We start from the raw sequence: 25,109 nt of genomic DNA on the forward strand, positions 1-25,109 counted from the left end.
ACCTGATCCTTGTAGGAGCCGGCTTGCTGGCGATAACGATTTCAGCCTCAATAAAAAAGCCCCTGTCACCACTTGATGACAGGGGCTTTTTCATTTCACCGCTTTACGCCCGGTCGCGCAGCAACAGCGGCTTCAGATAATGCCCGGTATGGGATTGCGACATCTCTGCGACCTGCTCCGGTGTCCCCACGGCAATGATCTGCCCGCCCTTCGAACCACCTTCAGGCCCAAGGTCCACCAGCCAGTCGGCGGTCTTGATCACATCCAGGTTGTGCTCGATCACCACCACGGTATTGCCGTGGTCGCGCAGGCGGTGCAGTACGTCCAGCAGTTGCTGGATATCCGCGAAGTGCAGGCCGGTGGTCGGCTCGTCGAGGATATACAGGGTCTTGCCGGTGTCACGCTTGGACAGCTCGCGCGACAGCTTGACCCGCTGCGCCTCGCCGCCGGACAGGGTGGTCGCCGACTGTCCCAGCTTGATGTACGACAGGCCCACGTCCATCAGTGTCTGCAGCTTGCGCGCCAGGGCCGGCACCGCGTCGAAGAACTCCCGGGCCTCCTCGATGGTCATCTCCAGCACTTCGTGGATGCTCTTGCCCTTGTACTTGATCTCCAGGGTTTCGCGGTTGTAGCGCTTGCTCTTGCAGACATCGCAAGGGACGTAGATGTCCGGCAGGAAGTGCATCTCCACCTTGATCAGGCCGTCACCCTGGCAGGCCTCGCAGCGCCCGCCCTTGACGTTGAACGAGAAGCGCCCCGGACCGTAACCCCTGGAGCGGGACTCCGGCACGCCGGCGAACAGCTCGCGGATCGGCGTGAACAGGCCGGTGTAGGTTGCCGGGTTCGAGCGCGGGGTACGGCCGATCGGGCTCTGGTCGATATCCACCACCTTGTCCAGGTGCTGCAGGCCGTTGATGCTGTCGTGGGCCGCGGCTTCCAGTGTCGTCGCGCCATTGAGGGCGGTGGCACTGAGGGGGAACAGGGTGTTGTTGATCAGCGTCGACTTGCCCGAGCCGGACACACCGGTCACGCAGGTCAGCAGGCCGATCGGAATCTCCAGGTCGACATTGCGCAGGTTGTTGCCGCGGGCACCCTTGAGGGTCAGCGACAGCTTCTTGTTGCGCGGTGTGCGTTTGGCCGGCACTGCGATCTTCACCCGGCCCGACAGGTACTTGCCGGTGAGGGAGTCCGGATGCGCCATGACTTCGGCCGCGGTGCCCTGGGCGACGATATGCCCGCCATGCACACCGGCACCCGGGCCGATGTCCACCACGTAGTCCGCCAGGCGAATGGCGTCCTCGTCGTGTTCGACGACGATCACCGTGTTGCCGATGTCGCGCAGGTGCTTCAGGGTGCCCAGCAGGCGGTCGTTGTCGCGCTGGTGCAGGCCGATGGACGGTTCGTCGAGGATGTACATCACCCCGACCAGGCCGGCGCCGATCTGGCTGGCCAGGCGGATACGCTGGGCTTCGCCGCCGGACAGGGTGTCGGCACTGCGGTCGAGGGTCAGGTAGTCGAGGCCGACGTTGACCAGGAACTGCAGGCGCTCGCGGATTTCCTTGAGGATCTTGTCGGCGATTTCACCGCGTCGCCCGGTCAGTTTCAGCGTGCCGAAGTAGTCGGTGGCATCGCCGATCGGCAGGTTGGTGACGGCGGGCAGGGTCTTCTCGCCGACCCACACATGCCGCGCCTCGCGACGCAGGCGGGTACCACGGCAATCCGGGCACGGCTGGGTGCTGAGGAACTTGGCCAGTTCCTCGCGCACGGTGGCCGACTCGGTTTCGCGGTAGCGCCGCTCCAGGTTCGGCACGATGCCTTCGAACGGATGCGAGCGCTTGACGATATCGCCCCGGTCGTTGAGGTACTTGAAGTCGACATTCTGGCTGCCACTACCCTGCAGCAGCAGCTTCTGCTGGTCCGCCGGCAAGGTGTTGAACGGCACTTCCAGGCTGAAACCGTAGTGGGACGCCAGCGACCCGAGCATCTGGAAGTAATAGACGTTGCGCCGGTCCCAGCCGCGTATCGCCCCTTCGGCCAGGGTCAGTTCGCCATTGACCAGGCGCTTGATGTCGAAAAACTGCTTCACCCCCAGGCCGTCACAGGTCGGGCAGGCGCCTGCCGGGTTGTTGAAGGAGAACAGCTTGGGCTCCAGTTCGCTGATGGCATGGCCGCAGATCGGACAGGCGAAGCGCGCGGAGAAGATCATCTCCTCGCCCGGTTCGTCATCCATCGGTGCCACCAGGGCGATGCCGTCCGCCAGCTTCAGCGCGGTCTCGAAGGACTCGGCCAGGCGTTGCTGCAGATCGCCACGAACCTTGAAGCGGTCGACCACCACATCAATGGAGTGCTTCTTCTGTTTATCGAGCTTGGGCACTTCGTCCAGCTCGCAGAGCCGGCCGTTGACCCGTGCCCGGACAAAGCCCTGGGCCCGCAGCTCCTCGAACACCGACAGGTGCTCGCCCTTGCGTTCGCGGATCACCGGCGCCAGCAGCATCAGCTTGGCACCCTCCGGCTGGGCGAGGACCAGGTCGACCATCTGGCTGACGGTCTGCGCCTCCAGCGGGATATCGTGGTCGGGGCAGCGCGGCGTACCCACGCGGGCGTACAGCAGGCGCAGGTAGTCGTAGATCTCGGTGATGGTGCCGACCGTCGAACGCGGGTTGTGCGAGGTCGATTTCTGCTCGATGGAGATCGCCGGCGACAGGCCTTCGATGGTATCGACGTCCGGTTTTTCCATCATCGACAGGAATTGCCGGGCGTAGGCCGACAGCGACTCGACATAGCGGCGCTGGCCTTCGGCGTACAGGGTATCGAACGCCAGGGAAGACTTGCCGGACCCGGACAGGCCGGTGATCACGATCAGCTTGTCCCGGGGCAGGGTCAGGTCGATATTCTTCAGGTTGTGGGTTCGAGCCCCACGAATCAGGATCTTGTCCAAAGTGGCCTCGCACGGCGGGCGGTAAACGCAGGAGTATAAGGCTAAATACTGGATGGATGCACACTATTGCAGCACAGCATTGCAGGCTTGCATGACAGGATGCTGAACGAGTTCGCGACAAAGCGTCGCCCTATACCCCCTCAAACGATGGGACTGATAGAATCGCCGCCGGTTCACACGAGGTTTTTCCATGCACGATCCCCACAGCGAACGCATGAGTGGCGGCGAGACCCGCGCGGCAGGTGGTCTGGCCCTGGTGTTCGCATTCCGCATGCTCGGCATGTTCATGGTCTTGCCGGTCCTGGCGACCTACGGGATGGATCTCGCCGGCGCGACCCCTGCACTGATCGGCCTGGCCATCGGCGCCTACGGCCTGACCCAGGCACTGTTCCAGATCCCGTTCGGGATCATTTCCGACCGTATCGGCCGGCGCCCGGTGATCTACCTGGGATTGATCGTGTTTGCCCTCGGCAGCGTGCTGGCGGCCAATGCCGACTCGATCTGGGGCGTGATCGCCGGCCGGGTCCTGCAAGGTGCCGGGGCGATTTCCGCGGCGGTCATGGCCCTGCTCTCCGACCTCACCCGTGAACAGCACCGGACCAAGGCCATGGCCATGATCGGCATGACCATCGGCCTGTCGTTTGCCGTGGCGATGGTCGTCGGCCCGCTGCTGACCCGTGCCTTCGGTCTCTCGGGGCTGTTCCTCGCGACCGGCGGGATGGCGCTGGTGGGCATCCTGATCGTCGCCTTCATGGTGCCCAAGGCCATCGGGCCGTTGCAGCACCGTGAGTCCGGCGTGGCGCGCCAGGCGCTGATGCCGACGCTCAAGCACCCGGACCTGCTGCGCCTGGACCTGGGGATCTTCGTATTGCACGCGATGCTGATGTCCAGCTTCGTCGCCTTGCCCCTGGCGCTGGTGGAAAAGGCCGGCCTGCCCAAGGAGCAACACTGGTGGGTGTACTTGACCGCCTTGCTGATTTCTTTCTTCGCGATGATCCCGTTCATCATCTACGGCGAGAAGAAACGCAAAATGAAACGAGTTTTACTCGGCGCCGTGACGACCTTGATGCTCACTGAGCTATTCTTCTGGGAGTTCGGCAACAGCCTGCGGGCCCTGGTGATCGGTACGGTGGTGTTCTTCATCGCGTTCAACCTGCTGGAAGCTTCGCTGCCGTCGCTGATCAGCAAGGTTTCACCGGCCGGTGGCAAGGGCACGGCGATGGGGGTTTACTCCACCAGCCAGTTCCTTGGCTCGGCTCTCGGCGGTATTCTGGGGGGCTGGATGTTCCAGCATGGCGGTTTGTCGGCGGTATTCCTTGGATGCGCCGGTCTGGCTGCCCTCTGGCTGGCCTTTGCTGTTACCATGCGTGAACCTCCCTACGTGACCAGCCTGCGCGTGCCGTTATCGCCCGAAGCGATCCGCGAAGCCGGTCTGGTCGAGCGCCTGTTGGCCGTCGTAGGGGTAACGGATGCAGTGGTGGTGGCCGAAGAGGCCGCCATTTACATCAAATTGGACACCGAATTGTTGGATCGCACGACCCTTGAGCGCCTGGTCAATGAGCCTGCGTCGCAAGCGTGCGAAGCCTAGGAGAACGTTATGGCCCGTGGGGTTAACAAAGTCATATTGGTCGGCACTTGCGGCCAGGATCCTGAAGTTCGCTACCTGCCTAACGGCAACGCCGTGACCAACCTGAGTCTGGCGACCAGCGAACAATGGACCGACAAGCAGACCGGCCAGAAAGTCGAAAAGACCGAGTGGCACCGTGTCTCGATGTTCGGCAAGGTCGCCGAGATCGCCGGTGAATACCTGCGCAAAGGTTCGCAGGTCTACATCGAAGGCAAGCTGCAGACCCGCGAATGGGAAAAAGACGGTATCAAGCGCTACACCACCGAGATCATCGTCGACATGCAGGGCACCATGCAGCTGCTGGGCGGCCGTCCACAACAGGGCGACCAACAAGGCGGTGGCTACGATCAGTCCGCGCCACGCCAGCAAGCCCCTCGCCAGCAGGCGCCGCGTCCACAGCAGTCGGCTCCGCAGCAGTCGCGCCCGGCTCCACAGCAGGCCGCACCGCAGCCGGCTCCGGACTTCGACAGCTTCGATGACGATATTCCGTTCTAGAGAGTACCTTTGCGAAATTTGTAAATTTTTCTTTGAGAAACCCCGCATTTGCGGGGTTTCTTCGTTTTTGGGATGTAAAAAATTACGTGCTAGATTTTGTTTTGGTGCACACCATGTAAGAAATTAAATTATGGAGGTGTGATGGACATATCGATGCGTAGATTCGTGGCTGCCGATGGCGAGCGATTTGCGGTGTTGGTCGATGGTTCAGGTATGCCTCTTTACTACCCCACTCTTTTCACCGCATGGCATCTGCGGTCGCGCTCTGTGGCCGCCAATTCGATTGCGAATGCGTTGAACGCGATCAAGGCCCTGTACGCCTGGGAGGCTCAACTGGGCATTGATCTCATGTCGCTATTTTCGCAAGGCGAGTTTCTTGACGAAGAGCGAGTGAGGGGGCTCAGCGACTTCTTGCAGTTTGCTCTCGCTCCCGAGCACCGAGATAAAAGGGTTGTCCCGATCACTCGACGGCCGAAGACGGTCGGCACCACTAATCACTATTTCAGGTTGACCTTTGTGGCCGACTATTTGGGCTTTCTGGCCAAGCGGCTATGCCCATCCAGTCGGGGTGATAGAGAAATCAAGCTGATGGTGGAGTCGATCAGGGCTAACCGTCCCAGCAAGCCCAACAAATCAGTATCGGACAAGGACGAACGATATCTGGACGAGGCCGTTGTGGAGGCATTGGAACAGGCGCTTAGGCCTGGCTCGGAACACAATCCGGCCAAGGATCAGGCAGTGCAGGTGCGCAATGCATTGATGTTCATGATTCTTCGCCTGACTGGGCTTCGTCGGGGGGAGCTTCTGAACCGCAAGGTCGATGACGTGGATTTCGCCAAAAACACTCTGCGCGTGGTGAGACGTCCTGATTCGAGGGGCGATTCACGGGCCCATCAGCCTACGGCCAAGAATCGTCAGCGAACCATTCCACTCGCGCCGGAACTCATCACCCGGATTTACGAATATGTGCTTCGCTATCGGAATAAATTGCCTGGGGCGAAGAGGCATGGGTACTTGTTTGTGACCCACAAGGAAGGCCCGACTCAAGGTCGCCCGCTCTCGATCTGTGGATGTTGGGCGTCGCCTCTATCATCGAGGACTCTGGCATCCATGCGCATGCTCGAATCAAGAGCGCGTTCAGTGATAGAAAGACCCAGCAGAAGGCGGGTTTCAAGCCCACGAAGCGTCCGGAAAGCCTGGCAATTGCGGAACATCGCATCCATCGTCTGGAAAATGAGAACCAGCGTCTGAAGGCTGAGAATAACCGGCTGCTGGAGCGCTTCGTTCGGTGGCAGTACAACGCTCAAAAGCGTGGCCTTTCCCAGACGGTGCTTGATGCCCCTCTGCCGGAGATTGATCGAGATTCTGCGGAGAAAGGTAAAGCAAGTCGATAACGAAATATAACGTAGATGCGTTCCTGGCCAAGGGGATGGAAAGGCCAATCTGGATTTCCGGCACGGCTGCAGATCCAGGACTGCGGTCACCTTTGCAGAAGGCGGCGAGTTCATTTTATAGTGGCTAAAAGCCATGGTGCGGCTATCTTTTCGAATTGCGCATCGACAGAAGTGGAGAACAGGGATGTCTGATCTAGCGAATGAAGCGGTTGAAGTCAGTGACTTCGAAAAGTGGCTGAATGACCGTAATGGTTGGCTTCAGACAGCCGCCAAACAGCTCATCGATAACAAACGCTTGCCGAATGAGGGCGAGCTTGCAGAGCTGGTTCGACTCTGCAAGCTGGAGGCGGCCAAGCAGGGTGATCCTGGGTTCCTGAAGGTGGCTCCTGGTGCATTTTCGGCTGGGGCGGTGCAACGGGTTGTGCGGGTCGAAGAGGTAACCCAAGTCTTCGGGGTTAACGCGATTAAACCTGGTGCATCTCTACCATTCGGAATGGGCAGTTTGACTGTCATCTACGGGCAAAATGGTTCGGGGAAAAGTGGTTTTGCTCGTCTGCTCAAACAGCTTTGTGGATCTCGTTCACGGGACGAAATCCGCCCGAACGTATTCAGCGATGAAGAGCATGCTTGCAGTGCTCAATGCCGAATCACGATTGATGGCAATTCCCGAGATATCAATTGGCATCCTGGTGCCGAGCCCCATGCGATGCTCAAGTACGCCCAAGTATTTGATTCGAAAGCCGCAACTCAGTACATGGGGCGCACTGAGTCAAGCTATGAGCCGAGCAGCATGCGGTTCATCTCCATGCTCATTCAGATTTCGGGCATGGTTTCTGATGAGCTGGGGCGAGAGAAGGAAAAGCTCGTTAGTGCCCTTCCACAGTTCCCAGGTGATCTCTCAGATACCGCTGAGAAGACCTGGTTCTCCTCCCTCAAAGCCTCCGCTTCTGCTGAGAAGGTCGAGGCGTATTGCCTGTATGGAAAAGATTTGGACGACGAGCGGGTCAAGGCTGAGGCTCTGCTCGCGGAAAAAGACATCGCGGGTCGCTTGGTTACGATTGGCAAGGAAAGTGTTGCCACCGAAAGCATCAAGCAGGCAATGAAACTGTTGAAAGAAGGCCTCACCGACGAGAAGGCTGATGAGCTGTCGAAGGCAAAAGTATCGGCGGTTGCGGCGAGAAAGGCGGCCAACGAAGTTGCGCAGCAGGCATTCGCGAATGCTCCTCTCCAAGGCGTTGGTGAGACGGCCTGGAAACTTATGTGGGAGCAGGCGCGCGCCTATTCCGTCGCTCATGCATACCATGGTCACGAATTTCCCGTTACTTCAGACGGTGCGCACTGCGTGCTCTGTCAGCAAGAGCTTACGGCTGAGGGCGCCACTCGGCTCAAAAGCTTCGAGGCTTTCGTCACCGCGGGCCTCGAGACTGCGGCGAAAACTGCGGAGGCCGCCAGTGCGGCACTGATCGCGAAGGTAATTCAGGTGCCTTCGATTGAAGACTGGATTGCGCGCCTGGCTCAGTTGCAGTTCGACGAAGCCACGGCCCGTGCCTGGTATGAGTCGTTGAAGTCTAGGCGAGCACAGTTTGTGGAATGCGCTGCCGTGGGAGATATCTCTGCGTTCGATTGGGCTCCTATCGATCAGGCACTGGAAAAACGAGCTACCGACTTGCTTGCTGAGAAGACCAGCCTCGCCCAGCTGCAGCAGGATGGGCAGCGGCAGCAGGTCGAGAAGCGAGTGAAGCAACTCAAGGCGCTTCAGTGGCTGTCCCAGAACAAGCCGGCGATTCTCGCAGAGCGTGAGCGGCTAGTAGCTGTCGATCTGCTGGATAAAGCTACTAAGTTAACGGCCACCAATTCGTTGACAACCAAGCGCACCGAGCTTGGGCGTACCGAGCTTGATGCTGGATATCAGGCCCGCTTTGATGCGGAGTTGAAGTCTCTTGGTGGACGACGGTTGCCAGTTGTGCCGCAGAGTAGGGCTCAAGGAAAAGGAGTTATCACATTTGGGCTCGCCCTTGTCGGTGCTCGGGCTGGTTTCACTCCTGATGTCGTACTCAGTGAAGGCGAAACCCGCATTGTTGCACTGGCGGCATTCCTGGCCGACACAACGGGTTCGAACCAGCTTGCCCCCTTCATCTTTGACGACCCGATTTCGTCTTTAGATCAGGATTTCGAGGAGAGGGTTGTTACCCGGCTTGTCGAGTTGGCGAAGACCAGGCAGGTCATCATCTTCACTCACCGCCTCTCGTTGATTGCACTCGTTGAGGCTGTAATCAAAAAACACGGTGAGAATCCGGCTAACGAGAAAATTACCCACACCGTGCAGTCGCTTCGACGGCTGGATAAGGTTTCGGGAATTCTGGCGCAACACAGTCTGCGGGACGCCAAGCCCGACAAGGCGCTTAATGCGGTTAGAGATCACGTCATCCCCAGGCTCAAAAAGCATCAGGCCGATGCCGACGCCGACGGTTATGACCTCACCGTGAAGAGCGCCTGCAGTGATTTTCGGATCGTCTTGGAACGAACAGTGGAGCTCATCCTTTTGAATGACGTAGTTATTCGTTTCAGACGGGACGTCATGACTAAAGGGAAGCTAAGAGGTGTTGCCAAGGTGATTGCAGAGGACTGCGATTTAATCGACCGGTTAATGACCAAGTATTCAGTGTACGAGCACTCGCAGTCAGATGAGCTACCTCAGGTTCCGGTCGAACTCGATGAGTTCGAGCGGGATGTATTGGAACTCATTGCATGGATGGACGAGTTCAAAGGTCGAGCCAGTTGATGCCAAATGACGAGCGGCCCTCAGTGAATGGGTCGCTTGCGAGGGCTCGTGCAGTTGGTAGTGCTCTCTATCTGCTTCATCATTTTCGACTGAAATTGTACCTTTCTGGCTGATCGGTTGCCTGTCTCGTAAGGAGAACCAAGAGGTCTGAATGAACTCTTAGGGCTACAATATATAGCGTTCATTAGCCGGGGTTACGGCATGTTCAGAACACATCCGCAGGCAGAGGTGAAAGGAGTCCTAGCATTCGGCGATGGTCTACGGGTCTGGCGCTATGTAAAGCAGGCCATCCAATGTCCTTGGCTCTATGTCTGCTGTACAGAGACTAACGGAGAGGCAACCCTCAGCACCATGCTGATGGTTGCAGACATGTCATTGTTCGAAACCATGCTGGCCCAGCAGACCGAGGGCCAATGTGTAGAGCGCGTGCTGCTTGTTAGCCCAGGGCATCTCAATCGAAGCTCTGGCTGGCTGATGGAAGGGCTTGTGGAGTTATGCGAGGCGATTGGCCCGGCGTGCGAGCACCTGGCCTATGTTTACAGGCTAGAAGGGGGCAGTACCTATTGGGATGGATACGTTCAAAATCCTCAACATACTCCTCTGCGAGTGATTTACTCTCGGAGCTGATAGTGCGGGGGCAGCTATGGAGCTAGAGCAACAGGATGAAGTGTTCGTTCTTCAACTAATCGCTGCTATCTATTCGCGGAGCCCACGGCAGATTTCTGAAGAGGTGCTAGCCGACCTCGCAAAGCAAGTTTGGTATGGAGAACTGGATCTAGTGGCACTGCTTAGGAGGCACTTGGTTCAATCAGGCACAACCGATGAGCAAAGACGGCGCCTGCTCTACGTTGTAGATCGACTGACTTGCTACCCCTGCATGCTGCGCTCGAAGGCCGCTCTGCTGCGGGAAGTCTTGAAGGAATGGGCTGAGTTGAAACCCTCACAACCAACCCTCAATGCTGTCGAACTTGCTGTCCGGCACATGCTGGACAAGAAGGCCTTCGAATGGGGGCTGGAAGAAGATATCACGCCGCAGATGAAGTCAGTGCTACGGTATCAGACTCGTAATTATGCAGCGTCTTTGGGAAGGTTGACTGGATATTCTGAGCCTTAAGGGGCTTCTCAGCTATACTACTTCGTTCTTCGCTTAGCTAAACGCGGCCGGTCTTAAGAGGAAAGTTTTCGGTAACAACTGCTAAGCTCATCAAATAGTTCCTCCCTAGCAGTCAGTACCTTGGTTCTCCAAGCCTGTGCTTGCTCTTCCGTTAACGGCGTTGAGTCTCTATGTACCTCGCGACGAAGAGAGGTTGTTAGTTCGCCATATATGCGGGCCTTATTTTGTGCTGATTTATATCCGAGGAGCAATAGCTTTGCTTCTGCATTGCTCATTTATTTGAATGAAGAAAAAAGCTCAGTTATGCAGGACTCGAGATCATCTATCCGAGCGTCCGGCATAGTCCTCTGTGTTCGTTTATATCTTCCCCATTCAACAATAAAAGCCCAGTATTTCAGAGCGACATGTGTAAAAAGCTCGATTTGCTCAGCGGTTTGTTTGAATACTTCAAATTCTCTGTTTATACGTGCTTCTCGAGTTCGCGGGCGTGCTGGTGGCGACTCAGTAAAAAAAACGAAATTCCTGCGATGAGTGCGCCTAGCCCTATCTTGACCGCTGAGTCCAATACCTCTAGTGCCGTCATGCTACTGATTTTCCTTAGCCAAAAATGAAGTTGCCTTGCTGTCCGCTAAATGCAAGTCTGTTCAATTGTAAAGGCTGCTTTGAATCGCCCCTGGTTTAGTAGACATCACCTAGCCTCATTACGAGGCCCAAATTGGACGCACCATGAGTCGGAAACGTTATCCGATGAATTCAAAATTGAAGCGGTCAAGCAGGCGATCGAGAAATGCAAGGCTAAGGCGTTGATGTGGATCTGCACACCTGCATTTTTGTGAGCTGCTTGGTGCTGGCCTACCTAAGTATGCTGACGCCTGACGATGGGCAGAAGGCTTTTATTTCTCGAGCTTTTTGGCAACCGCAATAGATATTGCGGTTGTGACCGCCACCATGCCGAGCGAGCTAACGTTCGATATGATGCCTTTCGTGCATTCTGGGCAAAGCTCATCATCATACAGCTTGCCGTTCTTGACATAGTGATCGCAACCAGGTGCTCGACAGACATACATCGTTTCCTTGCAGCTAGGGCATTCACATTTGTCTCGCCTAAAGGTGTTTTCCTCGATAACGGTCCCGTTCACTAGTTCTTGACAGTAGGGGCAAATCCCTTTGGCTTTGATGGCCATGGTCACTTTTTCCCATAGGTACTGACAGCGCCGCACGCTGGATTTGAACAATGGTTATTAAAAACTGTGAACTTACTGCATAGGCCGCAAAGTTTCCCTTTCCCCCCTTTGCCTTCGTTGGCTGGCCGGCGAGCGACGAAGCCACATTTGCTGCATTCGCGCTTCATCTCGTTGCCATGGAAGGTTAGGCGACTACATTGTGGACACATCTTCCCTGCCATTTGGCGACTCCTACTGCGTGTGTGTATGTGTGTATGTGTGTATGTGCGTATGTGTGTGTGTGTGTGTGTGTGTGTGTGGATCATATGATGCCGATGCGCCACCATCAAGCGTCTAATGCCAAGCTTGGCAAGCGGAGCGCGCAGATTGATGCTCGGAGGCATTAGAATAAAGGCCCGAAGGGCAAGACCCGGCGAGCTTCTGGCGAATGCTGGTTCACGACCCCACCGGGTTGCCCAGACCAAAGGTTTTGAGCGACTCATCGGGTCGCTCAAGAGGGTGCTCCGTGGGGCGGCCGAGCGAGATGAGTGATGTTGATCTCGCGTATTTCACTCAAAACTTTACGGAATTCTTTACGTTTTTCTGTTGTGCGGTGGATAAGGTCATGGGAAATGGCTGCTACTACGGGTTTTAACTAGTTAAAATTAGCTGTAGGTGTTCATTCCCGTTCTAAGCACGATTCTTTCGTCGCCTGAAACAGACAAACCCGCAGATGAACTCTGCGGGTTTGTCGTTTCTGGCGGGGTATTTCCACGTGCCTCAGCCGGCCTCGCAGAAGCCTGCTGTTTCCTACTGCCCCTGAATCAACAACCCCAGCGGCGCCAGCGGACCGACCTGGATAAACTCGAAGGTCATCAGCCCGGCCACGGTCAGCGGCAGTGCGTTGACCGCCGCCCTGGCCTGGTCGAGTGCTTCCACGTTCATCAGGAAGACCACCCCGGGCCGGTCTTCACGGAACCAGAACTGTTCGATCTGGCCGCCGAGGTAGAGCTTGAGCGTGGCCGGGACTTCGCTGGGCAAATGCTGTTGCTTCTGCTCCTGGGTGAGTTCGTTGATCGAGCCGATCGCGAAAACTTTCATCAGTGACTTCCTCGTTGATAGCGATGTTTGGAGCGCTCAATCTAGGCTTGCGAAGCCGCAACTGGTATCGTCGTAAATGACAACTTTATGGTCATTCACGCCATGCGAATTTCTGTGCTCGCCCTCGAGGGCGTCTTCGATACCGGGCTGACCGTGCTACTGGATGCGTTCAGCCTGGCCAACAAGTTTTCCGCGGGGCAGGGGGCAGGCCCGGTGTTCGACGTATCGCTTGTGGGCGTGCGCAAGAAGGTCCGTACCGGCCAGGGGCTGCTGGTGCCGGTCCAGGTCATCGCCGCCGACCCGACGCCGGACTGGGTGATTGTCCCGGCCCTTGGCACCGGAACCCCCGAGGTCCTGGTGCCGGCCCTCGAACGGGCGGATGTGCAAGCGGCCAAGGCGCAATTGCTGAAATGGCATGCCGGGGGCGCGCTACTGGCGGCGTCCTGTATCGGTACCTTTCTTCTCGCGGATATCGGCCTGCTCGATCATCGCGAGGCCACTACCACCTGGTGGTTGGCCCCGCTGTTCCGGCAGCGTTACCCGAAGGTCCTGCTCGACGAGTCGCGCATGCTGGTGCCCACCGATGTCGGTGTCACGGCCGGGGCCGCCATGGGCCATCTCGATCTTGCGTTGTGGCTGATCCGCCGGGCCAGCCCGGAACTGGCGGAAATGGTCTCGCGTTATCTGCTGGCGGATATCCGCACCCTGCAGGCGCCGTACATCATTCCCAATCACCTGGCCCAGGCGGACCCGTTGATCCTGCGTTTCGAACGCTGGGCGCGCGACCATCTCAAGACCGGGTTTTCGCTACAGGACGCCGCCAGCGCCCTGGCGACCAGCCCGCGCACCTTGCAACGGCGCTGCGAAGCGGTGCTCGGCAAGTCGCCCTTGTCCTATTTCCAGGACCTGCGCGTCGAGCGGGCGCAATCACTGCTCCACGGCAGCGGCCTTGACCTCGAGGCCATTGCCAGCGAGGTCGGCTATGTGGATGGGGCGACGCTGCGGACCTTGTTGCGCCAGCGCCTCGGACGCGGAGTCCGGGACCTGCGCGCCAACCTGCGCTAGCGGCTGACGCGCCGGACGAGGATCCTGGCCGCGGCCTTTCAGCGAACTCACCGGCCTCTCCGCTGGCAAGCCAGGCTCCTTACCCTTCGGTGGTGGGATACCCCGGCGGCAACTCGTGCCGGGTCGGAGTCTTCTCTTCATGGTAATGCGGCCTGCCCACTTCGGAGGCCATCAGCTCAGGGTTGGCCAGGATGGTTTCGGTCAGCAGGCAGTCTTCGCCGTCCTTGAACCAGCAGGCCAGCGCCGAGTTGCGGTTGCCGTGCATATCGACGATTTTCAGCCGCCGCTCGGCCTCGGTGGTGGGTGGGCTGGGAAAGGTCTTGGGCGGCAGCACCAGGGCTTCGCCCGGCTTGACCCACAGGTCCGCCAGGCAGATCTCGTTCACGTAGGGGCGCCAGCGCGCCACGCTGATCACCAGCGGCAGCCGTGTGTAGCGGGAAAAGAACACGTGGGCGAAGTTGTGGTATTCCAGGTCGGTCGGGTTGTAGGTCAGCAGCTCGCGCTGGCGCGCCGGCCCGAGGTAGGGCGATTGGTGACCGGCCCACTTGCCGTAGGTGTACTGCCCCAGCATCAGCTTTTCGTATTCGAAGCGGATGCATTCGCCGTTCTTGAGCAGGGTCATGCCGAAGGCCTGGGCGGTTTCTTCCGTGGCCCACAGTGGTTCGTAGTACACCTCCCTGGCGTGGAAATCGAACTCCTTGATCTCATAGGAACCGGTGGCAGTCGGCACCTTGCGGGTTTCCCAACTGATGCCGGTGTACTTTTTGCCCCTTTCCAGTTCGGGTCTGTCGGGCGCGGGCGGGATCCTTCTGCCGCGGGCCTCGCGACAGGGGAGCGCGAGGCCCTGGTCGTTGTACAGGAAAGGGAAGGTACGGGTGTCGAGCGGCGATTCGGCGCCATCCTCGATAAAGGGAACGCTGTTGAAAAACTGCATCATGGAGAGACCGCTCATGTCAGGGGCTGCTAAAAGGACCAGTGGAACCAAGGGGCGCTCCGGCAAGTGTGCCGGAGCGACCGTGACAGCCCTTAACGATGCGGCTGTTGCTGCTCGCGCAACCAGTCCATGCCATGGGGCTCGCGCCATTTGCGGACCGCCGCGCGTTTCTCGACCTGGGTCAGGCACAGGCTGCGCATATGGTAGTACACCATCAGCAGGTGAAAGATGTCGCCGCCGCGGCGGTCCCAGATCACATCATCTTCCTGCCGGCCCGGCTTGACGGGGTGAAGCCGGCAATCGCCCTGGTCGAGCATGCCCTGCAGGCAACTGCCGGTCTCGTAGTTGATCAGCAGGATCGGGTTATTGATTTCCGGATAGGGTTTTTCCAGCTCCGGCATGTACCAGAATTGCCCGGGATTGCCCGTGTCCGGAGCCTGCATGACCACCCGGGTCTTGTTCTGCGGGTCGACGGCCAGCGCCGGGTGATCGCCGGTGTTGTTGCGTATCAGGTAGAGGACGGTTTGCGTGTCCTCGATGGTCCTGCCGGTCTGTACCAGCTTCACCCTGCCGAAGGAGTCATGGGACAGGCGCGCGCTGATTTTCACCCGTGGGTTGAGGTCATAGCCCGGCTTGCCGAAGCCGGCGATCAGGCCATCGACTCCCGGCACTTCCAGGTCGTTGCCCGCCAGTGCATAGGTCAGGCCGGCCTGTGGGTTGGGCTGCATATGCTTGGTCAGGGTTTCCCAGCGCTTGAGGGCCTTTTCGCTGGCGCCGTTGTCCAGCAGCGCTTCGCGCATGGCGCGGCTCGGGTAGTAGTTGCCATGGCGCGGCCAGCGCTCCGTGGTCAGCAACAGTTTGTGTCCGCTCTTCTGTTTCAGCAGCAGCGCCAGGGCATCCCAGAACTGTTCGAAGGCGGTGGGGCTGGCGTCGGCAGCGGGTGGGTAGTGGAAGCTCTCGCTGGTGTTCTTGCTCTTGTTGTCGACGAACACCGTGCGCAAGGCCGGACCGTTGGCCGCGGCATTGAGCGAAGACTGGCGCGTGGCCCGACCGATGACGATCACCGAGTCGGCCCAGTTCGCGTCAATTTCCGCCTTGTAGCTGGTGTACCACTGGTAGGCCTCTTCCAGGGCGTTGCGGGTCGGCCCCTCCTTGACGAAGAGAAACACCGGCGCCAGCTTCAGTTCGACGACCCGTGGGCTGTCAGGCAGGGAATTGCGCCAGGCGGCGAAATCGGCGCTGTAGTCACGTGGCGTGAGCGAGTTGAAGCTGATGGAGTGAGTACCGCCGGAGGTGGTCAGCCGGCTGTTGCGATTGGCCAGGTGGCGCTTGACCTCTTCCTTGATCTCGGTGGAGGCGGTGGCGCTGACAAACGCACCGTACTCCGCCTCGACCATCGCCTTGAGGCTGGTCTTGCTGCTGAGGTAGCTCTTGGACGCGGTCATGGCATAGTTCAGCGAGCCGCCGACGAGCACTTCGTTGACGATATCGGCGCCGAAGTCGACGAAGAAGTTGAAGAACGTCTTGGGATCGGCCTGATCGAAGGTCTGGGGCAGTTCCTTGACGCGGTTCTTGAACACCTCGGTGGCATTGTCCGGATTGACCGCCAGGGTCAGTTTCCACAAGCGCACGGTGTGGCTGTAGATGGCGGCTTCGCGCTCTTCAAGCTGGGAGATATCGCTGCCGAAGGTGGCCTTGAAGCCGGCGGAGAAGGCACCGTAGCTGCCCTTGGCCTCGATGCTCGACTGGGTGTGCTTTTCATACTCGTCATGGGAGGAAAAGCTTTCCGTGAAATAGTCTTCCTTGCTCATCGGATCCAGCGTGACGTGCTGGCCGATGCTGTAGGACTTGTTGTCATGGGTCACCGTACGCTTGGCGCTTTCGGTATCCCCGACTTTCTGGCATTCCTTGCTTTCGCTGGCCCAGTCCAGTTTGTTCAAACCACGTCCCAGCAACTGTGAACCACCGATGTCATTGCTCATCGTCTTCTCCCTTCGGCCCGGTTGTATTGATTGGTTCCAACTGACGGGAACCAGTATCGGAAGAGCGGGGCGGAGGAGACAGTTCAGAGCAGTGTCAGTCCGGTATCAGTTCGGTATCAGTTAAATCACCAAACAGTCGGTTCAGCCAGTGATCGCGGCCAGGATGCTGGGGTACACTCGACCGGCTGCCAGGCCATCACGGCCCGGCATTCGCTGATCTCGACATCCGTTTGTGCGGTTATTGGCGTGCCTGCCCAGGGTGACGGGGCGGCCGGGGCTATCGACATGGATTCCAGGAACCCTTCATTTTCCGCCACGGCCAGGACTGAGCCGGCGATTTCCGACGGCCGCGTGTTGCTCGATGGCGGCTTGTTGAAAGGTCTGCGCAAACAGCATGGCCTGAGCCAGGAAACCCTCGCCGAAGCCTGCCTGAACCGTCACCTGTGTGTGTCCATCGCGTCCATCAAGCGGGCCGAGACGGGCAAGCCCGTGCTGTATCGCACCGCTCGCCACCTGGCCAGCGCCTTCGACGTCGATGTCAGTGCCCTGCTCGGGCAATCGGTGGCGACGGCACTGGACGAGATCGAGCAGGCCATTGGCGAATTCCACGACAGCGTATTTCCGGCGCAGGCGGCGGATTATGCGGTCATTCGTTATGTGCTGGAATTGTGCTTCGTCACCGACCCACTCTCCGATACCACAGCCTCGGCGCTGCTCTTTGCCGAAGAAATCCAACGCTTGATCCGGCAGTTCGGCGGTGTGCCGGTCGAGGGTGCTCCGGGTCTGGTCATCGCCCGGTTCGGTTCGCCACAGGCCTATCGCAGTGACAGCGAACGCGCTTTGCTGTGTGCCCTGGCGCTGAGCCGCGAGCAGTTTGTGCGGGCAGGACACGGTATCGCGCTGCGGCTGGTTCGCGAGCGTCGCGACGTCGAGGCGCTGCCGGCCGAGGCGCTGGCCCTGATTCACCATGGGTTTCCCGTGCAACATGGCAATGCCCCGGTGCATGTCGCGCAGAACCTGGTCGAGCAACTGTCGTCGCGGTTCGAGTTCGCCGCGGGTGATGCCGCGTTTCCCGCCTATCGGCGATGCCAGCGCCAGCGCAGCCTCGATGAGAACGCACCGCGGCCGCTGGTGGGCCGGGCGATAGAAGTGCTGCAGTTCAAGGGGGTGATCGAAGCCACCCAGGAGTGCCAGGACGGTCATGTGGTCTACCTGCGTGGCATGGCCGGCATCGGCAAGACGCGGCTGGTCAGCGAGTTTTTCGAGATGGCCCGGCAGGGCGGTTTTGCCTGCCATCGCGGCGATGTGCTGGATTTCGGCATGGACCACGGCCTCTGGCCCCTCGGGCAACTGGTGTGCAGCCTGCTGGCGCCGGGGACGTCGGCACCCATGAGCGGGACGGCGCTGGAAGCGGCGGCGATGGGCTTGAAACTGTCAGCCGAGCAACTGATGTTCCTGCAGATGCTGACGGGCCTGCATCCCGCCGGCGAGTCGTTCAAGGCGCAACAGGCGCTGTATGCGGCGATGAGCAGTGAGGCACGCACGCAAGGCCTGTTCAACGGGTTGCTGCACTTGCTGCTGCGGATCGCGGTGCAGCAACCCTTGCTGATTGCCATGGAGGACCTGCACTGGGGCGACGCGACATTTTTCGCCATGCTCGGCAAGTTGCTCAATGCCACCGACGAGGCTCCGATCGTCTGGCTGCTGACCTCCCGCCCCGAGGGCGATCCGCTGGAAAGCCAGCTGCGCCCGCACTGCGCCAATCCCATGAGCCTGCTCGATATCGCGCCGATCCGCACCCGCGAGGCGGCCGTGCTGGCGGAGCAGTTTCCCGAGATCGATCCGGCCTATCGCGCCGACTGCGTGACGCGGGCCCAGGGCAATCCGTTGTACCTCACGCAATTGCTGTCGAGCCAGGAGGGCGTGCTTCCGGACAGCCTGCGGCATCTGGTGCAGACCCGGGTGGACCGGTTTGCCCCGGAACAGCGCCGGGCCCTGCATTACGCCGCCGTGCTCGGCAATCGCTTCGAACTGGCGCTCTGGCGCGAGGCGCTGGGCAAGCCCGACTACGTCCCCGACGTGCAGTGGCGCCAGAGCCTGTTGCGAGAGGTCGAGCCGGGCAGCTACATGTTTGTCCACGATCTGGTCATGCACTGTCTCTACGACGCGATGCCGCAGGCCCTGCGCGAACAATTGCACCGCGCGGTGGCAACGCTCTACCGCCATCGCGACCCCATCCTGCATGCCCAGCATCTGCTGCGCGCCGACGCGCCGGAGGCCTTCGACGCGCTACTGGTGGCGATGCGCGAAAAGCTCCAGGCCTGCCAGTACGACAGCGTCCTTGCCCTGGGACAGCAGGCGGCCAGTCGGGGCGAGCGGGCCGCGAGCAGCTTCGACCTGGCCTTGCTCCGCGCCCAGGCATGCTCGGGCCTGGGCCGGACGCTCGAGGCGCGTGACAGTTTCCAGCAGGCACTGACACTGGCCGCCCGGGACGAAGAACGGATCGAAGCGGCGCTGGGACTGGCAGCGGTACTGAACACCCTCGATTGCCTGGACGAAGAAGAGCACCTGATCGAACAGACCCTGCCCGTCGCCCGGGAGCAGCAGGCACATACGGCACTGGCCCGGCTGTATCACCTGCGCGGCAACATCTATTTCCCGCGGGGCGACTATGCCGAGTGTCGTCGCCTGCACGAAGAGTCCCTGTCCTTTGCCCGCATCGGCCTGCACCTCGAAACCCAGGCCAAGGCCCTCAGCGGCATCGGCGATTCCTACTATGCCCAGGGCAGCATGCAGACCGCCTACGAGGTCTTTGATCAGTGTGTGCGCCTGTGCGAGCGTCATGAGCTGGTGCAAGTGGAGGCGGGCAATCGCAGTGCGCGGGGTTCGGCGCAGTTCTACCTGGGCCACTCGGAACCGGCCCTGCGCGACGCGATGCAGGCCATCGAGAGCAGTCGCCGGATCGGCAACCACCGGGCGGAAGTGTTTTCCCGCCTGACCGCCGCCTGGGTGCTGTCGGCGGCCGGCCGCGATGGCGAAGCGGGGCAGGCGTTGTCCGCAGCCCTTGAGCTGGCGCGTAACCTCGGTGCCAGTCGTTTCGAGGCGATTCTCCTGGAAGGGCTGGCGCGGGTGGCGCTGCGCCAGGGCGAGCGGGGACGGGCGCAGGGCTTGATCATGGAGGCGGTGGAGCGGGTCGAGCGTTTTGGCCTGCAACGCTATATCGGCCCCTGGGTCTACGGCAGCCTGGCATTGATGCTCGACGACGAGGTTCTCAAACGCCAGGCGTTGGAGCGGGGCGAGGCCCTGCTCGACCAGGCGTGCCTGGCGCACAATGTCCTGCAGTTCCGTGTGAGCGCCGCCGAAATCTGCCTGCTGGCGGGCGATATCGAACAGGCGATCAGTCATGGACAGCGGATGGCGGTTCTTCCCGAGTCGGTTTCCTGTGCCTGGATCCGACACCATGTGCGCCTGATCGGCGCGGCAGGGCACTGGCTGCGGAATGGCGATCGTTCGAGCGCCGAGTTGCTGCGTGCCATCCGCCGCGAAGCCGAGCAGCTCGGCTTTGCCGCGACCATGCCCGAGCTGCTGGCGGTTCTCGACCGGTCTGCCTGAACGCCGGCTCAGGTTTTCCAGTTCGCCCGCTGTTCCAGCAGGAAATCGACGAACGCCTTGAGCCGCTGCGGTACATGTCGGCCATGGGGATAGAGCAGGGTGAAGGGGCGCGAGCGTCCGGTGTAGGGCTTGAGTACTTCCACCAGCGTACCCTCGGCGAGTTCCTGCTCGACGATAAAACGGTAGGTCTGGAACAGGCCGGCGCCATGCCTGGCCAGGGTCACGCCACCGAGTACGTCCTCCGAGCAGCAATAGCCGCTGTCCGCCAGCACTTCCCGGTCCTTGCCGTCTTCCTTGAACAGCCAGGCGATCCGTCGACCGCTGCTGGGCAGCTCGAACTGGATGCACTCGTGCTGTTGCAGGTCCTCCAGGCACTGGGGTGTTCCGGCCCGCCGCAGGTAGTCGGGGCTGGCGACCATCACCAGCGCCGCGTCCTCCAGGTGCCGGGCAATCAGCCCGGAGTCGGGCAGCACGCGGACGCGGATCGCCAGGTCATACCCTTCCTCGACGAAATCGATATTGCGGTTGCTGATATGGGTCTCGACCTTCACCGCCGGGTAGCGGGCGCGGAACGCCGGCAGCAGTGGCAGGATCCGGTGGTGCGCATAGGTGGTGGGGATGCTGATGCGCAGGGTGCCGGCGGGTTCCTGCTGCTTGCCCATGACCTCGCGCTGGGCCTCCGACAGTTGGGTCAGCGCCTGCCGGCACTGTTCGAAATAAGCGCGGCCGCCTTCGGTCAGGCGCACGCTGCGGGTGGTACGGGTAAACAGCCGCACCCCCAGGCGTTCCTCCATCCGCGAGATCGACCGGCTCACCGCCGCCGGCGTGACCCCGGCCACCGAGGCGGCGGCGGTGAAGCTGCCGGCTTCGGCGGCCAGGCAGAACAGCTCGATGCTGCCAAGGAGGATGTCATCGAATTGTCTACGCATGATTGATTACACCGAGGATCAAATAAAGGTCGGGGCTCGATATTGCCCCGACCGCGGTTGATCAATACAGTGAGTTCAACGTGGACGCAATCCCTTGGAGAACAACATGCCTTTTGTCAGTGTGCGCATCACCCGTACGGGCGTGACCCGGGAGCAGAAAGCCCAGGTCATCGCCGAAATCACCGAGACCCTGGAGCGGGTGCTCGGCAAGGCTCCGGACCTGACCCATGTGGTGATCGAGGAAATCGATACCGACAACTGGGGGCACGGCGGCTTGAGTCTCACCGAGATCCTCAAGTCCGAATCCAACCCCCTGTAGGAGCCGGCTTGCCGGCGATCCAGGCAACGCGGTCCGGCAGGAGATCGTGTCGATACCATCGCCAGCAAGCCGGCTCCCATGGGGCGAACTCAGTGTCCGCCCACCACCCGTGCCGAACCTGGCGCGGGTTCGGCATACACCGGCCCCAGGCGATCGAGGCGGCCGCTCCAGGCGGTCAGCGCCAGGGCGACCAGTACCACCAGCCCGCCGATCCAGGCGGTATGAATCAGACCCAGATGGGCGACGATCAGGCCGCCGGCCCAGGCGCCGCCGGCGATACCCAGGTTGAACGCGGCGATATTCAAGCCTGACGCCACATCCACCGCTTGCGGCGTGTGATGCTCTGCCTGGCGGACCACATACACTTGCAGGCCTGGCACGTTGCCGAAGGCGACCGCACCCCAGACCAGCACTGTAGCCAAGGCCAGCCACGGGTTGCTGGCGGTGAAGGTGAGGACGAACAGCACGGCGGCCAGCAGCAGGAAGATCAGTTTCAGCGCGCCGATCGGGCCACGCTTGTCGGCCAGCTTGCCGCCCCAGATATTGCCCACGGCGACCGAGATGCCATACACCAGCAGCACCAGGCTGACGGTCCCGGCGCTGAAGCCGGAGATGTCCTGGAGAATCGGCGCGAGGAAGGTGAAGGCGATGAACGAACCGCCGTAACCCACCGCCGTCATCGCATACACCAGCAACAGGCGTGGCTGTTTCAGCACCTGCAATTGTTGCAGCAGCGACGCTGGCTTGCTGTGGGCAATGTTTTTCGGCACGTAGATCAGGCTGCCGATAAAGGCGATCACACCCAGGGCCGAGACCGCCAGGAAGGTTTCCCGCCAGCCGAAATGCTGGCCGATGAAAGTCCCCAGGGGCACGCCGGTGACCAGCGCTACGGTCAGGCCGGTAAACATGATCGCAATCGCGCTGGCGGCTTTTTCCTTGGGCACCAGGCTGGTGGCGATGGTCGAGCCGATGGAGAAGAACACGCCGTGGGCCAGGCCGGTGACGATCCGCGCAATGATCAGCGATTCATAACTCGGCGCCTGCCAGGCCAGCAGGTTGCCGAGGGTGAACAGCACCATCAGCGACAACAGCAGCAACTTGCGCGGGACCTTGCCGGTGAGGGCGGTGAGCACCGGGGCGCCGATGGCGACACCCAGGGCATACAGGCTGACCAGCAGGCCGGCGGATGGCAGGCTGACCCCGAGGTCGGTGCCGATGGTGGGTAACAGGCCAACGATGACGAACTCGGTCGTCCCGATGGCGAAGGCGCTTAGGGTCAGCGCGAGCAAGGCAATGGGCATGGCTGCAAACTCCGGTGGGTTTAAATCAGGAGCGCAGTGTCGTTGTTTCACTTGTGCGGAAAAATACAGGTATCGGCACAACATATTTGAACTGAATGCAAATATCCCCTGGTTGATCGCTCCCATGCGCGGCGTGTGATGACCGCCGTGATACCGGGTGGCGGGGAATCTTCATCTACTTCGAAGCGAACTTTGCTGATGCCCAGGGACTCAGTTTCTTACAGAGACTGCCGAAGAGGGCCCATCCGTGTTCCGGTTCAAGCTGGCAATCATGCTTTCGATTTTTCTGTTGTCCGTCAGTTGCGGTGTGGGCGCTGCGCCAGCCGCCGCGCCACCGACCCAGGCCTCACCGCCGCCGCTGGTGCAGGGTGGCCTGCTCGGGGCCCTGAGCTCCAGCATCGAGGACGTGCAGGACAAACTCGACCTCAACGACAACCTGCTGGACGCCTGGCGCCTGCGCGCCGACCGGGCCGCCGATGAAATGGATCGGCTGGTCAGCCAGACCGTCGACCGCTCGCCCTGGAGCGTCGCCGCGGATTTCATCCTGCTGTCCCTGACCTGGATCGGCAGCTTTGCCGGGCTGGCGCTCCTCGGCCGACTCGCTGCCCGCCGGTTCAATCGCCATCGCCTGTTGCAGTCCCGCGAGCGCAGCCAATCGCTGGTGGGGTATGTGCTGCCCTACATGCTACCGGCGCTGATCAGCCTGCCGCTGACCCTCTACGCCAGCCACTTCCTGCCGACCTCCGTCGGCCGCGCGCTGGCGCTGTGCCTGGCCTATGCCACCAGCAGCGGCGTGTTCTCCACCGCGCTGCTGCTGTCCCTGAGTGTGCTGTTCGATGTCGGCCACAAGCGCCGTGCGGTTCGCATCATCCGTGACTACAGCCCGCGTCCGCTGTTTCTGATCGGCTTCCTCGCGGCCCTCAGCGATGCCCTGACCAGCCCGCAGATCGCCCGCCAGCTGGGCGGCAATATCACCAGCAGCGTGGCGGTGTTCACCGGCCTGTTCGCCTCGATCCTGTTCGGCGTGCTGGTGTTCCGCCTGCGGCGTCCGGTGGCGCACCTGATCCGCAACCGTTCGCTGGCCCAGCGCCTGGGCCAGCCGGCGCTGCAGGAATCGCTGCGGATCTTTTCCGGCCTGTGGTACTGGCCGATCCTGCTGATGGTGCTGGTGTCGGCGATCAACCTGATCGGCGCTGGCGAGGACAGCCAGAAAGCCCTGCGCTGCGCCTTGCTGACCACCGTGCTGCTGATCGCCACGGTGTTTCTCAGCACCATTTTCCAGCACCTGTTCAAGGCCCGCGGAGCCCTGGCGATCCAGCGCAGCAGCGTCTACAAGGAACGCCTGCTGAGCCTGCTGCATGCGCTGTTGCGGATTGCCCTGGCCGTGACCTTCATCGAATTGCTCGGGCGGATCTGGGGGCTGTCGCTGTATGAGTTCGCCGTGCAGAACACCGTGGGCCGGGCCATCAGTGACGCCCTCAGCCGTATCGGCCTGATCCTGCTGGCCACCTGGCTGCTGTGGGTGGTGCTCGACACGGCGATCCAGGAGGCCTTGAAGCCGCCGATCAACCGCCGCTCCTCGAAGCAGCCGAGCATGCGGGTCAAGACCATCCTGCCGCTGCTGCGCAATGCGGTGAAGATCATCCTGGTGGTGATCTGCACCATCACCACCATGGCCAACCTGGGGATCAATGTCGCGCCGCTGCTGGCCGGTGCCGGGGTGGTCGGGCTGGCGATCGGCTTCGGCTCCCAGCAACTGGTGCAGGATGTGATCACCGGCTTGTTCATCATCATCGAGGACACCCTGTCCATCGGCGACTGGGTGGTGCTCGATTCCGGCCATGCCGGCACGGTCGAAGGCCTGACCATCCGCACCCTGCGCCTGCGCGACGGCAAGGGCTTCGTGCATTCGGTGCCGTTCGGCCAGATCAAGGCGGTCACCAACCAGTCGCGGCAATTCGCCTTTGCGTTCTTCTCGGTACAGTTCACCTACGACACCGATGTCGACAAGGCCAGCGCGCTGATTCGCGAAGCGGGGCGCTCGATCAGCGAGGACAGCTTTCTCAAGTTCAACCTGCAAGGCCCGCTGGAGGTGTTCGGCGTGGATCGCATGGACCTCAATGGCGTGGTCCTGACGGCACAGTTCCGCACCGTGTCGGGTGGGCAGTACAGCGTCAGCCGGGCGTTCAACGAGCGCCTGAAGAAACTGGTGGACCAGAGCCCGTGGGTGCATTTCGCGCAGACTTATCCACAGCAGGTGATGCTGCCGAACCGCGCGCCGGTGATGGAAGACGAGCCGCAGGTACCTCCGGCAGAGGCTGCGCCGGTGGTCTTGTCGCGGCCTCAATAGCCG

The 25,109-nt window shown here is 60.7% G+C and carries 15 protein-coding genes; 9 read left to right on the plus strand and 6 right to left on the minus strand.

Going from position 1 to position 25,109, the window contains the following annotated elements; all coding sequences use genetic code 11:
* Nucleotides 1-103: 103 nt before the first annotated feature.
* Nucleotides 104-2,938, minus strand: a complete 2,835-nt coding sequence (gene uvrA / locus HX881_RS08075) for an excinuclease ABC subunit UvrA (RefSeq protein ID WP_177083861.1) — start codon at nucleotides 2,936-2,938, stop codon at nucleotides 104-106.
* A gap of 190 nt (nucleotides 2,939-3,128) precedes the next feature.
* Between uvrA and HX881_RS08080 the strand changes: the two genes are divergently transcribed.
* The 5 genes from HX881_RS08080 (at nucleotide 3,129) to HX881_RS08100 (ending at nucleotide 10,350) form a co-directional block, all read left to right on the plus strand.
* Nucleotides 3,129-4,526 (plus strand): MFS transporter, encoded by a 1,398-nt coding sequence (locus HX881_RS08080; RefSeq protein ID WP_017123258.1) that lies wholly within the window; start codon nucleotides 3,129-3,131, stop codon nucleotides 4,524-4,526.
* Nucleotides 4,527-4,535: 9 nt separating this feature from the next.
* On the plus strand, nucleotides 4,536-5,060 hold the full coding sequence (locus tag HX881_RS08085) for a single-stranded DNA-binding protein (RefSeq protein ID WP_017123259.1): 525 nt from the start codon (nucleotides 4,536-4,538) through the stop codon (nucleotides 5,058-5,060).
* A gap of 153 nt (nucleotides 5,061-5,213) precedes the next feature.
* Complete coding sequence (locus HX881_RS08090; protein WP_246356475.1) at nucleotides 5,214-6,311, plus strand: site-specific integrase; 1,098 nt, start codon at nucleotides 5,214-5,216, stop codon at nucleotides 6,309-6,311.
* A gap of 327 nt (nucleotides 6,312-6,638) precedes the next feature.
* Entirely contained in the window at nucleotides 6,639-9,236 is a 2,598-nt protein-coding gene (locus HX881_RS08095; protein ID WP_177083865.1) for an AAA family ATPase, read from the plus strand.
* A gap of 643 nt (nucleotides 9,237-9,879) precedes the next feature.
* On the plus strand, nucleotides 9,880-10,350 hold the full coding sequence (locus HX881_RS08100; protein WP_177083867.1) for a hypothetical protein: 471 nt from the start codon (nucleotides 9,880-9,882) through the stop codon (nucleotides 10,348-10,350).
* A 1,973-nt stretch (nucleotides 10,351-12,323) separates the two neighbouring features.
* Here the strand turns inward: HX881_RS08100 and HX881_RS08105 are convergent.
* On the minus strand, nucleotides 12,324-12,614 hold the full coding sequence (locus HX881_RS08105) for a hypothetical protein (RefSeq protein WP_017123260.1): 291 nt from the start codon (nucleotides 12,612-12,614) through the stop codon (nucleotides 12,324-12,326).
* A gap of 102 nt (nucleotides 12,615-12,716) precedes the next feature.
* Here HX881_RS08105 and HX881_RS08110 point away from each other — a divergent pair, with 102 nt between their 5' ends.
* Nucleotides 12,717-13,679 (plus strand): GlxA family transcriptional regulator, encoded by a 963-nt coding sequence (locus HX881_RS08110; RefSeq protein WP_177083868.1) that lies wholly within the window; start codon nucleotides 12,717-12,719, stop codon nucleotides 13,677-13,679.
* Nucleotides 13,680-13,758: 79 nt separating this feature from the next.
* Here the strand turns inward: HX881_RS08110 and HX881_RS08115 are convergent, their stop codons facing one another.
* Together HX881_RS08115 and HX881_RS08120 are read right to left on the minus strand one after the other, a co-directional pair.
* Nucleotides 13,759-14,631 carry a hypothetical protein gene (locus HX881_RS08115; RefSeq protein ID WP_246356476.1) on the minus strand — a complete coding sequence of 291 codons (873 nt, stop codon included), beginning with the start codon at nucleotides 14,629-14,631 and terminating at the stop codon, nucleotides 13,759-13,761.
* A gap of 74 nt (nucleotides 14,632-14,705) precedes the next feature.
* Nucleotides 14,706-16,595, minus strand: a complete 1,890-nt coding sequence (locus tag HX881_RS08120; RefSeq protein ID WP_017123263.1) for an MAC/perforin domain-containing protein — start codon at nucleotides 16,593-16,595, stop codon at nucleotides 14,706-14,708.
* A 285-nt stretch (nucleotides 16,596-16,880) separates the two neighbouring features.
* Between HX881_RS08120 and HX881_RS08125 the strand changes: the two genes are divergently transcribed.
* Nucleotides 16,881-20,207, plus strand: a complete 3,327-nt coding sequence (locus tag HX881_RS08125; protein ID WP_177083870.1) for an ATP-binding protein — start codon at nucleotides 16,881-16,883, stop codon at nucleotides 20,205-20,207.
* A gap of 8 nt (nucleotides 20,208-20,215) precedes the next feature.
* Here the strand turns inward: HX881_RS08125 and HX881_RS08130 are convergent, their stop codons facing one another.
* Entirely contained in the window at nucleotides 20,216-21,136 is a 921-nt protein-coding gene (locus HX881_RS08130) for a LysR family transcriptional regulator (protein ID WP_177083872.1), read from the minus strand.
* A gap of 106 nt (nucleotides 21,137-21,242) precedes the next feature.
* Here HX881_RS08130 and HX881_RS08135 point away from each other — a divergent pair, with 106 nt between their 5' ends.
* A complete protein-coding gene (locus HX881_RS08135; protein ID WP_017123266.1) occupies nucleotides 21,243-21,455 on the plus strand; it encodes a tautomerase family protein in 213 nt (70 codons plus the stop codon).
* 89 nt (nucleotides 21,456-21,544) lie between these two features.
* Here HX881_RS08135 and HX881_RS08140 read toward each other — a convergent pair whose 3' ends face one another.
* Nucleotides 21,545-22,756 carry an MFS transporter gene (locus HX881_RS08140; protein WP_017123267.1) on the minus strand — a complete coding sequence of 404 codons (1,212 nt, stop codon included), beginning with the start codon at nucleotides 22,754-22,756 and terminating at the stop codon, nucleotides 21,545-21,547.
* A gap of 271 nt (nucleotides 22,757-23,027) precedes the next feature.
* Here HX881_RS08140 and HX881_RS08145 point away from each other — a divergent pair, with 271 nt between their 5' ends.
* A complete protein-coding gene (locus tag HX881_RS08145; RefSeq protein ID WP_177083875.1) occupies nucleotides 23,028-25,106 on the plus strand; it encodes a mechanosensitive ion channel family protein in 2,079 nt (692 codons plus the stop codon).
* Nucleotides 25,107-25,109 lie beyond the last annotated feature (3 nt).

The sequence above is a fragment of the Pseudomonas gingeri genome, from assembly GCF_013386115.1.
GTDB classification, from domain to species: Bacteria; Pseudomonadota; Gammaproteobacteria; order Pseudomonadales; family Pseudomonadaceae; genus Aquipseudomonas; species Aquipseudomonas gingeri.

What these genes read in the sequence shown, in the direction of transcription:
- HX881_RS08080 (WP_017123258.1), top strand. Translation starts at nt 3,129, where the DNA reads ATGCACGATCCCCACAGCGAACGCATGAGTGGCGGCGAGACCCGCGCG.
- HX881_RS08085 (WP_017123259.1), top strand. Translation starts at nt 4,536, where the DNA reads ATGGCCCGTGGGGTTAACAAAGTCATATTGGTCGGCACTTGCGGCCAG.
- HX881_RS08090 (WP_246356475.1), top strand. Translation starts at nt 5,214, where the DNA reads ATGCGTAGATTCGTGGCTGCCGATGGCGAGCGATTTGCGGTGTTGGTC.
- HX881_RS08095 (WP_177083865.1), top strand. Translation starts at nt 6,639, where the DNA reads ATGTCTGATCTAGCGAATGAAGCGGTTGAAGTCAGTGACTTCGAAAAG.
- HX881_RS08100 (WP_177083867.1), top strand. Translation starts at nt 9,880, where the DNA reads ATGGAGCTAGAGCAACAGGATGAAGTGTTCGTTCTTCAACTAATCGCT.
- HX881_RS08105 (WP_017123260.1), bottom strand. Translation starts at nt 12,614, where the DNA reads ATGAAAGTTTTCGCGATCGGCTCGATCAACGAACTCACCCAGGAGCAG.
- HX881_RS08110 (WP_177083868.1), top strand. Translation starts at nt 12,717, where the DNA reads ATGCGAATTTCTGTGCTCGCCCTCGAGGGCGTCTTCGATACCGGGCTG.
- HX881_RS08115 (WP_246356476.1), bottom strand. Translation starts at nt 14,631, where the DNA reads ATGAGCGGTCTCTCCATGATGCAGTTTTTCAACAGCGTTCCCTTTATC.
- HX881_RS08120 (WP_017123263.1), bottom strand. Translation starts at nt 16,595, where the DNA reads ATGAGCAATGACATCGGTGGTTCACAGTTGCTGGGACGTGGTTTGAAC.
- HX881_RS08125 (WP_177083870.1), top strand. Translation starts at nt 16,881, where the DNA reads ATGGATTCCAGGAACCCTTCATTTTCCGCCACGGCCAGGACTGAGCCG.
- HX881_RS08130 (WP_177083872.1), bottom strand. Translation starts at nt 21,136, where the DNA reads ATGCGTAGACAATTCGATGACATCCTCCTTGGCAGCATCGAGCTGTTC.
- HX881_RS08135 (WP_017123266.1), top strand. Translation starts at nt 21,243, where the DNA reads ATGCCTTTTGTCAGTGTGCGCATCACCCGTACGGGCGTGACCCGGGAG.
- HX881_RS08140 (WP_017123267.1), bottom strand. Translation starts at nt 22,756, where the DNA reads ATGCCCATTGCCTTGCTCGCGCTGACCCTAAGCGCCTTCGCCATCGGG.
- HX881_RS08145 (WP_177083875.1), top strand. Translation starts at nt 23,028, where the DNA reads ATGCTTTCGATTTTTCTGTTGTCCGTCAGTTGCGGTGTGGGCGCTGCG.